The organism is Rummeliibacillus sp. G93 (genome assembly GCF_023515935.1).
Classification (GTDB): Bacteria; Bacillota; Bacilli; order Bacillales_A; family Planococcaceae; genus Rummeliibacillus; species Rummeliibacillus stabekisii.
This window is the reverse complement of sequence record NZ_CP097314.1, coordinates 3,127,510-3,141,079: the sequence shown is the minus strand read 5'-3', so window position 1 is coordinate 3,141,079 and position 13,570 is coordinate 3,127,510. Positions and strand designations below refer to the sequence as shown.

Genomic DNA, 13,570 nt, shown 5'->3' with positions numbered 1-13,570 from the left:
TAAGTTGAATAAATATTTTTGAATTTTTATTTCATAAAAAATGTCGGATGGTGTCGGATTTTATATGTCTTAGGTACAATAAAAATAATTCACAAAAAAGTTGTAATTTTTAAAAGGGGTGACTTGAATGAAACGAATAAAAATCGGATTGGCTTGGCAAATTTTAATCGGGCTAATTCTTGGTATTATAGTAGGTGCTGTTTTTTACGGAAATGAAAACGTACCCAAATATCTTCAACCAGTCGGCACTATCTTTATGAACATGATTAAGATGATTGTCGTACCGATTATCATCTCTACATTGATCTTAGGGGTAGCTGGACAAGGTGACTTGAAAAAGCTAGGTAAATTAGGGATCAAAACAATTGTTTACTTCGAAGTAATTACTACATTCGCCATCATAATTGGTATTTTTGTAGCCGATTTCTTCCATCCTGGTACTGGCGTTAACATGGATCATTTAACAAAAGGGGATATTTCCTCTTATGTAGAGACAAGTGAAAGTGTTAAATCTGGTGGCGGATTTGCTGATACAATCGTCCATATCGTACCTACGAATGTAATACAAGCGATGTCTGAAGGGAATATGCTTGCTATTATTTTCTTCTCAGTATTATTTGGACTAGGTGTTGCTGCAATCGGAGAAAAAGGGAAACCAGTATTGTCCTTCTTCTCAGGAGTGGCAGATGCTATGTTCTGGGTAACAAATACAATCATGAAATTTGCGCCAATCGGTGTATTTGCTTTAATCTCTGTTACAGTATCAACATTCGGTATTAAATCGTTGGTTCCACTGGGCAAGTTGGCTATTCTTGTGTATGCAGCCATGATTCTTTTTGTTGTGGTCGTCTTGGGCATTGTGGCAAAAATCTTCGGTCTAAGTGTATTTAAATTGATTCGCATTTTAAAAGACGAACTTTTACTTGCTTACTCTACATCTAGTTCCGAGACAGTTTTACCGCGGATTATGATGAAAATGGAAAAAGCAGGTGTGCCAAAGGATATCGTATCCTTTGTTATACCAACAGGCTATTCATTTAACTTGGACGGCTCTACGTTATACCAAGCAATCGCTGCTTTGTTTATCGCACAAATGTATGGAATTGACTTAAGTCTCGGTCAACAAATTACATTGGTATTAACATTGATGGTAACATCAAAAGGTATTGCAGGTGTTCCAGGCGTATCCTTCGTTGTATTGCTTTCAACTCTTGGAGCTGTAGGTATTCCTTTAGAAGGTTTAGCATTTATCCTTGGTATTGACCGTATCCTTGATATGGCACGTACAGCTGTAAACGTAACAGGTAACTCTTTAGCATCACTTGTTATGGCTAAATCAGAAGGTCGTTTGGATAAAGAAAAATATGATAACTATTTTGAAAATGAAAAAAATAGTAATTTAGTGTAAAAACTTAGGCTACAGCCATTATAATGGCTGTAGCCTTTTTTATTTTGCTTAGAAAGAAACTATGGCAGAAAAGCAGAAGTAGGGTAAACCTTTAATCCTACAAGGCTACTTGATTTTAAAATTATATTCTGATACAATGAAAAAGTTGTTTTAGTTATCATTGTTAACTATATGGAGGGTATATGAAAAAATATCGCACACTTTTTCATGAGCTAATCTTAACTTACCGACCATTTGAAACACAGTTAAATGAGCAGCTTTCTAAGCATGGGCTGCATCGAACTCAATGGTCCGTTTTATATTATTTAGTCATGACCGAATTTGCTACGTCCGTAGAAATTGCACGTATTATGGGTGTTGAAAAGCCGAATATCGCAAGAACTATGAAGAGTTTAATCGAAATGGGTTATGTCGACACCATCCAAGGGCAAGACAAACGAGAAAAACGGTTAGTGGTGACAGATAAAGGTATGGAAATATTCAATGAAATCCGCTCCACAGTGGATGCTTTTGAACAACAACTGCTCTTAGATGTGGGAGAAGAAGAGCAACTTGCATTTATTCATACTTTGCAAAAAATCAAAAGAAATTTATCTACCAGATCGGAGGAAAATAAATGAGTCACGCTAAAGAAAAGCTTTGGACAAAAGATTTTATTGTCATGTCCTTAATTAACTTTTTTATTTTATTAATTTTCTACTTATTAATGGTAACTATTGCCTCATTTGCAGTGAAAGATTATCATGCAACTACTAGCCAAGCGGGCTTAGTAACAGGGATTTATATTATCGGTACATTGATTGGAAGACTTGGGACGGGGAGGGTTATCGACCATTTTGACCGTAAACATGTTCTGATTGTAGGTCTTGTTCTATTTATTGCTACATTATGTTTGTATTTTATCCACGCGGGCATCACAGTGCTCCTTTTATCTCGTTTTGTAAATGGATTTGCCGTAGGGATTGCTTCTACAGCAACTGGTACCATTGTTGCGCAAGTACTGCCGATTTCTCGTAAAGGGGAAGGCATTGGCTATTACAGTATGAGTACAACATTAGGAACAGCGATTGGGCCATTTATCGGAATTCTAATGAGTCAACATACTTCTTACAATATGATTTTTGCGGTTTGTGTACTATTAGGTGTTATTAGTTTAATAATAGGCCTTACAACAAAAGTTCCACCTATGGAATTGATTCCTGAAGCAAAAGCGGAATCAAAAGGTTTCTCTATTTCTCAATATATTGAGCCAAAAGCAATTCCGATTGCTATTATTACTGTTTGTATGTCATTAGGTTATGCAGGCATCTTATCATTCATCAACTTCTTTGCAAAAGTTCGTAACTTAGTAGAAGCTTCTAGCTTTTTCTTTGTTGTGTATGCAATTGCAATTTTAATTACACGCCCATTCAGTGGACGGTTAATGGATACGAAGGGTGCTAACTTTGTCATGTATCCTTGCTTTGTTCTTTTTGGCTTAGGTTTGCTATTACTAAGTACTGCGCATAGCAATTTTGTTCTTTTAGCTGCAGGTGCTATTATTGGGATAGGTTACGGTAATTTATCATCTTCAGCACAAGCTATCGCCGTAAAAGTAACACCTTCTCATCGTATGGGTCTTGCGACTTCTACGTTCTTTATCGCAATGGACGGCGGCTTAGGTATCGGGCCATATTTACTTGGTTTTATTATCCCGCTTATCGGCTACGGAAAACTATATATCTCTTTAGGGATATTTATTTTTATCACATTAGCTCTATACTTCTTGCTCCATGGCCGAAAAGATCATCTTTTAATGGAGAATAAACCGGTTTAATGCAAAAAAAACCAGTATAGATATAGATATTATTTTAACGTTAAATGTTTTAGTGCTAAAATAGTGTGTATTGAAGGAAAGGAGTTGTTACTTTTGGGTAAATTAGATGAAAAAGTTGCTATTATTACAGGAGGAGCTGGAGGTATTGGCAGCGGCATGGCGAAAGCGATGGCAAAAGAGGGAGCAATCGTAGTGATTGTTGACTTAAATGAAGAGACAGGCAAAGCAATGGAAAAAGAATTGCAAGCAATCTCGCCAAAGTCTATGTTCATGCAAGCGAACTTAATGGATCGTGAAAATCTTCCAAATATCATAAAAACAGTTGTTGAGAAATACGGAAAATTGAATGTATTAGTAAACAATGCACATGCTTCTAAGCAAGTTACTATTGAAGACATAACACAAGAAGATTTAGATTTGTCATTCAATACAGGGTTCTACCCAACATTTTATTTAATGCAAGCAGCGCTTCCTTATTTAAAAGAAACAAAAGGCAATGTAATTAACTTTGCTTCAGGCGCTGGTATTAATGGTCATGAAACACAAGGTTCATATGCTGCTGCAAAAGAAGCAATTCGTGGTATTTCTCGTGTTGCTGCAAATGAATGGGGCCGCTTTGGCATTAATGTAAACATTATCAGCCCAATTGCCAACTCACCTGGTGTACAAGCATGGGCAAAAGCCCAACCAGAATACTATGAAGCAGTAAGAAGTAAAATTCCATTGGGCCGTTTTGGCGATGTGGAAGAAGATATCGGCCGTGTAGCTGTATTCTTAGCTTCAGAGGATTCTCAATATATGACTGGCCAAACCTTTATGGTTGATGGCGGTTCTATTATGCTTCATTAATTTTCTCACTATAGCATTTATCAATGAATCAAGAAGGGGTATTCCTTCTTGATTTTTTCATTTCTTTATAAAGGTATACTAGAAGCGCTGGAACCATAATATAGAACAAAATGGATTGATTAATATAATACATTTTTTACTATTTTAAATATTTATAATTTATAAAAAATTATGTAGACGAATAGAAAGGAATACATTACAATATGATAAGTATTAAGTATTGCTAGATAGAAAGACTATATTCCTAAATATCTTCTAAATAAAATTTTCAAAATATTTGGAATATAGTAATCAAAGGAGGGCTTTAGATGGTCGCTAACAGTAAATTAAAAAAGTATGCTTCGGTATTTTTGGCTTCTTCATTAGTTGTAGGGCTATTGGCAGGTTGCGGTAGCAAAGACCAATCCACTACGTCAGGCAGCAAAGGTAACAGCAGTAAAGAAGTGAAAATTGGTCTAAATCTAGAGTTGTCGGGCAATGTGGCCTCTTACGGTTCAGGTATTGCAAAAGGAGCAAGACTTGCTATTAAAGAAATCAATGATAACGGGGGTATTGACGGCAAGAAGATTGTCCCTGTCGAAATTGACAATAAATCAGACGCAGCGGAAGCAACGGCTGCTGCTATCAAGCTCGCAACGCAAGAAAAGGTTGTAGCGCAAATTGGTTCAGCTACTTCAGGCAATACTGTAGCAGCTGTGCAAATAGCAAATAAAAATAAAATGCCGGTGATTGGGCCATCAGCTACTTCTCCGACAGTAACTGTTAACAGTGATAATTCAGTAAATGAATATGCATTCCGTACATGCTTTATTGATCCATTCCAAGGAAGGATTGCAGCAAACTTTGCCCTGAACACTCTAAAAACAAAGAACGTCGCTATCTTCTCAGATAGTGCCAGTGATTATGCAAAAGGCTTAGCGAAATCTTTCAAAGAAACAATAGAAGAAAATGGTGGAAAAGTAGTAGCGGAAGAATCATATGTTGCGAAAGATACGGATTTCAAATCAACGCTTACACGCCTAAAATCCAAGAAACCTGACTTTATCTATATTCCAGGTTATTACGAGGAGGTAGGCTTGATTGTCAAGCAAGCAAGAGAAGCAGGTATTACCGTACCTTTGATGGGCGGAGATGGATGGGATTCGCCAAAAATGGTCGAACTTGCTGGAGGAGATTCGCTTAATAATACATTCTTTACCAATCACTATTCATCAGAAGATCCAGATGAAAAAATTCAAAAATTTGTAGAAGCCTTTAAAGGTGCTAACAAAGACCAAGCACCGGATGCATTCAATGCGTTGGGCTACGATACGGTGTATTGGCTGAAGGATGCAATTGAAAGAGCTGGTTCTACAGATGGCGAAAAAGTGAAAGATGCTTTGGCGGAAACAAAAGATTTGTCTCTCGTAACAGGCACATTCTCTGTGGATGAGAATCACCACCCAGTGAAATCAGCTACAGTACTTGAATTCAAAGATGGCAAACAAGTGTTTAACTCTAAGGTCAATCCTTAAGCTGTTATTTAAAGGGAGGGCATAGACCTCCCTTTTCTAGTTTTTCTATTGTTTTTTAAAAGGAGTGAACTGTATATGGAATGGCTGCAACAATTAATCAACGGAATTTCACTCGGCAGTATTTACGCCTTGATTGCACTAGGTTATACAATGGTTTACGGCATTATCAAATTAATTAACTTTGCGCACGGTGATGTGTTTATGATTGGCGCATTTATAGGTTTTTTTGCAATATCAAGATGGGATTTGGGTTTCTTCCCGGCTCTCCTTCTAGCGATGGTGGTCTGCGCTTTATTGGGCGTGTTCATCGAGCGGGTAGCGTATAAGCGTTTGCGGAATGCTACGCGTATTGCTGCATTGATCACAGCGATTGGCGTGTCGCTATTAATTGAATATACAACCATTTTCTTTAGAGGGGCACAGCCGGAGGCATATCCTAATGTCGTTTCTTCTAAAACATTTCAATTTTTAGGTGCACAAATTAGTATGCAGTCAATCATGATTCTATCAGTATCTATCGTACTAATGCTAATCCTTCAATTTATCGTACATAAAACAAAGATTGGCAAGGCTATGCGTGCAGTATCTCATGATGTAGAGGCAGCGCGGTTGATGGGGATTAATGTAGATAATACGATTTCCGTAACGTTTGCGATAGGGTCAGCCTTAGCTGGTGCGGCAGGAGTCATATTCGGTGTGTATTATACAAAGATTGATCCATTAATGGGGATTATTCCAGGAGTTAAAGCATTCGTTGCAGCTGTATTAGGAGGAATAGGAATTATTCCAGGAGCAGTGGCTGGCGGAATGGTGCTTGGCGTAGTCGAAACAATTGTTAGTGCGCTCGGTTTCTCTTCTTGGCGGGATGCGGCAGCGTTTATTATTCTAATTCTCATATTAATCTTTAGGCCATCGGGTATTTTTGGCAAGAACACCCGAGAGAAAGTGTAGGTGAGCGTGCATATGAAAAAGTCTAAAATCTTTTGGATTTACATTGCAGTGGCGCTTGTGGTCTATGCCATTGTTGAGCTATTGATTGTCAATGGCCAACTTGATATGTATTATTCCAATCTATTTATTACCATTGCTATTAATATCATACTAGCTGTGAGTTTACATTTAGTCATTGGCATTACTGGCCAATTTTCGATTGGACATGCGGGATTCTTAGCTGTTGGGGCTTATATTTCAGCTATTTTTACTACCAACCTAGGCTTTCCATTCCCTGTTGCTTTAATCATTGGTGCCATTGTTGCAGCAGTAGCAGGACTTATTGTTGGGATACCGACATTGCGCTTAAAGGGAGACTATTTGGCGATTGCCACACTAGGATTTGCTGAGATTATACGAATTATTTTCTTGAATATTGATTATGTCGGCGGCGCTGCAGGGATGCAGGTTGATTATTTGACGACTTGGACATACGCATTTTTCGGCGTCCTAATTACTATTATTGTAATTGCAAACTTTACGAATTCAAGACATGGTAGAGCATGTATCGCCGTACGAGAAGATGAAATTGCAGCAGATGCAATGGGGATTAATACGACGTATTACAAGGTATTGGCATTTGCAATCGGTTCATTCTTTGCTGGACTTGCAGGTGGGCTATTTGCACACAACTTCTTCATCATACAACCATCACAATTTGGGTTTTTAAAATCTTTTGATATTTTAATTTATGTTGTTTTGGGTGGGCTGGGAAGTTTATCTGGTGCTGTCATTGCCGCTATTTTATTGACAGTTATTTCTCTATACTTACAAGACTTCCCTGAAACACGAATGATTATTTATAGCTTAGTCCTCATTATTGTTATGTTATATCGACCATCTGGCTTAATGGGAACTAAAGAAATAACGGACTTCTTTAAATTCAACAAAAAAGCAAAAGGAGGAAAAGTCAATGAGTGACCTTCTTTTGAAAGTAGAAAATGTAGGTATTCAGTTTGGTGGTTTAAAAGCAGTATCCGGATTAAATATGGAAATGCATGCAGGCGAATTAATTGGGTTAATCGGACCGAATGGCGCTGGGAAAACAACAAGTTTCAATATGCTGACAGGTGTTTATAAACCTACTGAAGGCACCATTATTTTTAATGGAAAGAAAACAAATAATATGTCGCCTCACCAAGTAACAAAAAGCGGTGTCAGCAGGACGTTTCAAAATATTCGACTCTTCAAGGATTTATCGGTATTAGACAATGTAAAAGTAGCCAATCACTCTTTGGCACACCATTCTGTCATCAGTTCCATTTTTCGTTTGCCAAGTTATTTTTCGGGTGAAACAAAAATGGAACAAGAATCTATAGAATTTTTAAAGATTTTTGGGCTCGATCCCTACATGAATGAATTGGCTAAAAACTTGCCGTATGGTATGCAAAGGCGGTTAGAAATCGCCCGTGCACTAGCAGCTAAACCTAAGCTTTTGCTTTTAGATGAACCAGCTGCAGGTATGAACCCACAGGAAACACAAGATTTAATGGGCTTAATTGCTCTTATACGGGAAAAGTTTGACCTAACCATTTTGCTGATCGAGCATGATATGGGATTGGTGATGGGGATTTGTGAGCGCATCTATGTACTGGATCATGGCCAACTAATAGCTGAGGGCAAACCGGAAGAAATCAGGAACAACAAGAAAGTCATTGAAGCGTATCTTGGCGAGGAGGTTACGGAGTAGATGCTAACAATTAATGAGATTAATGTATTCTATGGGAATATCCAAGCATTAAAAGGTGTCTCCTTAGAGGTTAATGAAGGAGAGATTGTGACATTAATCGGCGCAAATGGCGCCGGGAAAAGTACACTCTTAAAAACGGTCTCTGGCCTTTTAAAACCAAAGCAAGGAACCATTGAGTTCCAAGGTAAAACAATTGCTGGTAAAGCAGCTCAAACTATCGTGAAAGCGGGAATATCTCACGTACCTGAAGGTAGGCGAGTTTTTTCAAACATGTCAGTGGAAGAAAATTTGGATTTGGGTGCTTATTTACGTAAAGATCATAAAGCCGTAGCAGAAGATAAAGAACGGATCTTTAAAATCTTCCCAATCTTATTGGAGAGGCGAAAACAGCTATCCGGGACACTATCAGGTGGAGAGCAGCAAATGCTAGCGATGGGGCGAGCAATTATGGCACGTCCAAAACTACTTCTATTAGATGAACCATCCATGGGATTAGCGCCCTTAATGGTAAAAACAATTTTTCATACCATTGAAGAAATACGGAAAGAGGGAACGACCATTTTGTTAGTCGAACAAAATGCACATATGGCTTTATCAATAGCAGACCGTGCATATGTGATAGAAACGGGTCACGTAGTATTATCTGGACTAGCAAAAGACTTACAAGAGGCAGAACAAGTAAAAGCTGCTTACTTAGGTGGATTATAGTATCTGATTGACCTCATCATATGGGATAAATTTTTATAGGCTGCGCAATCTATCAATGTAGATTGTGCGGTTTTTTTAATTTTTATTGTTAAAAAGACTCATCTTTTTCCTGATACTAGTAGATAAATATGGGTGTATTGTTATAATAGGTATGGGAAAATTATTTTTTATATCCAAAAATTACAAAGGGGTTAGACGAAATGATGAAAAAGAAGTTAGCTATGTTCCTTGCCTCCATACTTTTTCTTTCAGCAAGCATAGCAAACTTACATGTAACGACAGCCCATGCAGCTGAAAATGACACTTCAATACTTAATGCACCTTCATTGTTAATGACAGAGGTAGTTCCTAAAAATGCTGAATCGGATGGAACAAATGCTTATCAATTTGTGGAGATTTACAATAATGCCGATAAAAATATTTCCTTAAAAGATTATAAGCTCCGCTACCGCTATCTTGAAAATTCGAAAAAGGAAGATGACGTTTTGACTCCTGAAACTGAGGACATCACAATCCCAACAGGAGGTTCGATTGTCTACTGGATCGTACAAGATAATACGAAAACTGTGTCAGACTTTAACCGTTATTACAATGTGAATCTTATTGAAAATGAAACAATCGTCAAGGTAACTGCTACGAAACCTTTGGAAGTTAATGGTGTTCAGGGTCTTGCACTTGCAACAAACACAGGGGAAGATTTGGCTATTGCCTACTATAATGAAGTACCCGGCGTAATAGATGCTGTAGCAGACAAGGGAATACTCTATACATATTCAGAAACACCAAATGACAACATGTTGAAAAAGTATAGTAGTAGAACCTATGATGCCACGCCTGGCTCTGTTACGTCAGAGCAAATACCATCTGAAAAGGTGGTTATTCCACAAGATGAACAAAAGCCAGAAATCCAAGACGTTTCTACACCTGAGGTGAACGTCGAACAAAATGATTTGTTATTCTCTTTTAACCTATATGATAATATTTCAATTAAAACAGCTCGCTTGTACTACAAGACCAATGATGAAGAGTCATTTAAAGCCATTGACCTTACTAAAAAGAGCGGCAGTAGCCTCTATAAATATACAATTCCCTCTACAGACCTGATTGGAAAGGAATATGTAGAGTATTACTTAAGCGTATCTGATGGAACAAATACCATAGAGAGCGAGAAGAAAAGAGTAGAGGTAATGCAGGAAAGAGTACCTCAAGGATTATCAATCAATATCCAAGATGACACCATCCTTTCGAAAAGTGTATTGTTAAAAGCCTTTAATACAGAAAAAAATTCAAACACTTCATTGTTGATTGACCAAGAGAATGTAACAGGAAAAACAACGGAAGCTCTGGAAAGCAAGGCGTACCTAGTCATGGATGTCAATAAGATTGATCGTTATTTTGAAAATGGTGTGACGATTGGTAACGATGTTCTGCAAATATTCCATGATAAAATCACCTCGTATAAAACGCTTATTGTTCCCGTGGATCCCAAGTACTTTACGAAAGGGAAGAAGCGAGCTTTTGCGATTCGGTCGGGAACAAAGGTATCGCCTTTTGATGAAAATTCAAAAGAAAACCGTGATGACTTTGTTGTCAAAAATATGCGGTTAATATTAAGTGACGGAACAGTTCTTTATGATCCTAAATATGCAGATCCGGAAAAAGAATGGAAAGTTGGCGATAGCAAAGGGTTAAAGCCCATTCTAAAAATAAGCTTTGCTGTACCGGACGAACAGTTTTCAGCAAGCTCCTTTAAATGGAATACAAAGAGTGCAAAAGAGGGAACACATACCATTATGGCAAAGAGCGGGAAGAAAACAGTGAAATCCACTGTCTTTGTTGATAATACGGCTCCAGTGATTGTTCCTTCTATCCAAAAAAATAAGCTATATAAAGGTAAATTCACCATTAACGCTGAATTAAAGGATGACTATGCAGGTGTGCAAAACGTAGTGGCAAAGCTAGATGACAATGAGATTGCTTTGCCGTTTAATACTTCTTCAGCAGCGTTAACACCAGGCAGCCATACTTTACGGATTGAAGCAACCGACCAAGCTGGAAATCGCTCAGTGAAAACCACAACGTTTAATGTAGTGGAAGAACAGCCATATCTGCCTCAGTTAATGATACCCTATGAAAAATCTATCGATGTTCCAGTAGCACCAAAGTTGAAGGTTACTGTTGGTGACCCAACAGGAGACGATTTACATGTTTCATTTAAAAAAGCGTATCAATATACTGCGAATCAAGCTTCACATATAAGAGCATATGAAAATAAGACAGATAATGAACCACCGAAGGATCTCGTATCAAATGGGGAACAGCCTATAGAAGATGTGGATTCGATAGCTACCTCAGACAAAAAATACGTAACGACAACAGGAACGGACAAATATCCGTACCACCGCTTTGAAGTATCTTTGGATAACAAAGTGGACCTTACAAAAGACGAGGTTGAAATAAACTGGGAGGGTAAATCTGTTATTGGTCGAAGAGTATCACTCTATGTGTGGAATTTTGACAAACAAAAATGGCAGGTGCAAGAATGGAAAATTGCCAACGATAATAAAAACTTTAAGCTGAATGCTGTCATTAAAGGAACTGCATTTGCCCGTGACCATAAAGTGCAAGTATTAGTTCAAGATGAAATAGCCCAGACTAATCAATTTAATTATTCCTTTGTTTGGATGACGGATACCCAATATTATGCGAAAAGCTATCCGCAAATTTATAAAGAAATGACAAAGTGGATTGTGAATCAGCAAGATGGAATGAAGATTAAATATGTATTCCACACAGGAGACATAATTGATAAGCAATCAACGAAAAATCAATGGGTCAATGCCGATGCAGCAATGAAAACATTGGATGATGCAAATGTTCCGTATGGCGTGTTAGCAGGCAACCATGATGTTAACCATATTGATTTTAACTACAATACATTCTATAAATATTTTGGTGAGAAACGGTTTATCAACAAAGATTATTACGGTGAGTCATATGAAAATAACCGTGGCCATTATGATTTAATCAGCGAACAAGGTAATGACTTCCTTATGCTTTATATGGGTTGGGGAATTGATGAAGAGAGTATAGAGTGGATGAATAAAATACTACAGAAATATCCAGATCGTAAAGCTATACTCAATTTCCATGAGTACCTTCAGCCGTCAGGAGATAGAAGTTTCCTGGGAAATACTCTCTTTGAAAAAGTAGTAGAAAAAAATCCGAATGTCATTCTTGTCTTGTCGGGCCATTTTTTTGGCAGTGAAACAAAAGTAGATGAAATTGATGACAATGGTGATGGCACCCCGGATCGTAAAGTTTATCAAATGCTAACTGATTATTCCAGTGGCCCTGAAGGCGGACAAGGGTTCATGCGCATTCTGCAAGTGAATCCTATTGAGAATAAAATTTATGTGAAAACCTATTCTCCGTATTTAAATAAATATAATTTTTATAATACAGATGAATATCCAGGTAAAGATGAATTTGTTATTGAAACAGATTTAACGCCAAAAGAGAAAGTTGTAGCAACTGATTCGTTTAATGTAAATGTCTATACGAATACTAAAATTGGCGTAACTCAAAATGTAAAAAACAATGAAGCTGCTAAAGTAGTATGGAAGGAACTCGAGAACAATACACAATACTACTGGTATGCAGATGTAACAGATGATTACCAAGGAAAAGTCCGCTCTCCAATCTGGACTTTCAAAACGGTTGAAACGGGCGATGGATTAAAAGATTACGCAGTATCTATTAAAGATGCGAATGGCACTGTTTTATCTCAACAAACGATTCGAGATGATGAAGCATTAAAATTACCTAAAAAAGCAGGCTATACTTTTGCAGGATGGTATACGGATAAATCATATAAACATGAATTTGATTTTGATACGATGTTGAAAACTAAGACAGTAGTGTATGCGAAGTTTATAAAGAATCCTCAAAAACCTGCTAAGCTTTCTGTATCTGGCAAAACCTATAATCAACTTAATGTAAGTTGGAAGGGAACGACAGATGCAGATGGCTATATCATTTATCGTGCTGAAGAGAAATCAGGCAAATATGAGAAAATAGCTACCCTAACAAACAGTAAAGTAACAACATATATAGATAAAAAAGTTTCTCTGGGGAATACGTATTTCTATAAAATGCGTGCTTACAAGAATGTGGAAAATACAAAATTGTATAGTTCTTACACAGACATAAAATCAGGAAGTCCTATATTGGCAAAGCCTACAAATCTGAAGGCCAAGGAAGTATCGAAGGACAAGCTTCTTTTCTCATGGAAGCCTGTAAGCGGAGCTCTTGGCTACGAAATTTATAAAGCACCACGCAAAGGATCAAACTATAAAAAACTGATGGCAATCAAAGGTTCTAAAGTGAGTGCTGCTAGTAAAAACATAAAGAACGGTAAAAATTTAGATTATAAAATTAGGGCATATCAAACGGTCAAAGGCCACAAAATATACAGTGAGTTCTCAACCGTTACTAGGCCATCGAAGTAACTGATCAAGAAGACATATACACGTGTTGTATTTGTCTTCTTTTTATATGTATATTTTTATATCTAGGCCATATATATGAAATGT

General features: G+C 37.4%; 10 protein-coding genes. All 10 read left to right on the top strand.

The window, feature by feature from the left end; translation table 11 throughout:
• Positions 1-127: 127 nt before the first annotated feature.
• The 10 genes from M2M59_RS15920 (at position 128) to M2M59_RS15875 (ending at position 13,486) form a co-directional block, all read left to right on the top strand.
• Complete coding sequence (locus M2M59_RS15920) at positions 128-1,408, top strand: cation:dicarboxylate symporter family transporter (protein ID WP_066791026.1); 1,281 nt, start codon at positions 128-130, stop codon at positions 1,406-1,408.
• A 182-nt stretch (positions 1,409-1,590) separates the two neighbouring features.
• Complete coding sequence (locus M2M59_RS15915) at positions 1,591-2,028, top strand: MarR family winged helix-turn-helix transcriptional regulator (protein ID WP_249775064.1); 438 nt, start codon at positions 1,591-1,593, stop codon at positions 2,026-2,028.
• Positions 2,025-3,224, top strand: a complete 1,200-nt coding sequence (locus M2M59_RS15910) for an MFS transporter (protein ID WP_249775063.1) — start codon at positions 2,025-2,027, stop codon at positions 3,222-3,224. The genes M2M59_RS15915 and M2M59_RS15910 overlap by 4 nt, the downstream gene beginning before the upstream one ends.
• Positions 3,225-3,317: 93 nt before the next feature.
• Positions 3,318-4,073: an SDR family NAD(P)-dependent oxidoreductase gene (locus tag M2M59_RS15905; RefSeq protein ID WP_147197457.1), complete on the top strand. Its 756-nt coding sequence runs from the start codon at positions 3,318-3,320 to the stop codon at positions 4,071-4,073.
• A 308-nt stretch (positions 4,074-4,381) separates the two neighbouring features.
• Positions 4,382-5,587 carry an ABC transporter substrate-binding protein gene (locus tag M2M59_RS15900; protein ID WP_249775062.1) on the top strand — a complete coding sequence of 402 codons (1,206 nt, stop codon included), beginning with the start codon at positions 4,382-4,384 and terminating at the stop codon, positions 5,585-5,587.
• A gap of 75 nt (positions 5,588-5,662) precedes the next feature.
• Positions 5,663-6,538, top strand: coding sequence for a branched-chain amino acid ABC transporter permease (locus M2M59_RS15895; protein ID WP_249775061.1), 876 nt, complete (start codon positions 5,663-5,665; stop codon positions 6,536-6,538).
• A 12-nt stretch (positions 6,539-6,550) separates the two neighbouring features.
• Complete coding sequence (locus M2M59_RS15890; protein WP_147197451.1) at positions 6,551-7,498, top strand: branched-chain amino acid ABC transporter permease; 948 nt, start codon at positions 6,551-6,553, stop codon at positions 7,496-7,498.
• Entirely contained in the window at positions 7,491-8,267 is a 777-nt protein-coding gene (locus M2M59_RS15885; protein ID WP_066791006.1) for an ABC transporter ATP-binding protein, read from the top strand. The genes M2M59_RS15890 and M2M59_RS15885 overlap by 8 nt, the downstream gene beginning before the upstream one ends.
• On the top strand, positions 8,268-8,975 hold the full coding sequence (locus M2M59_RS15880; protein WP_066791005.1) for an ABC transporter ATP-binding protein: 708 nt from the start codon (positions 8,268-8,270) through the stop codon (positions 8,973-8,975). It abuts the gene before it with no gap.
• A 200-nt stretch (positions 8,976-9,175) separates the two neighbouring features.
• A complete protein-coding gene (locus tag M2M59_RS15875; RefSeq protein WP_249775060.1) occupies positions 9,176-13,486 on the top strand; it encodes a metallophosphoesterase in 4,311 nt (1,436 codons plus the stop codon).
• Positions 13,487-13,570: the final 84 nt, after the last annotated feature.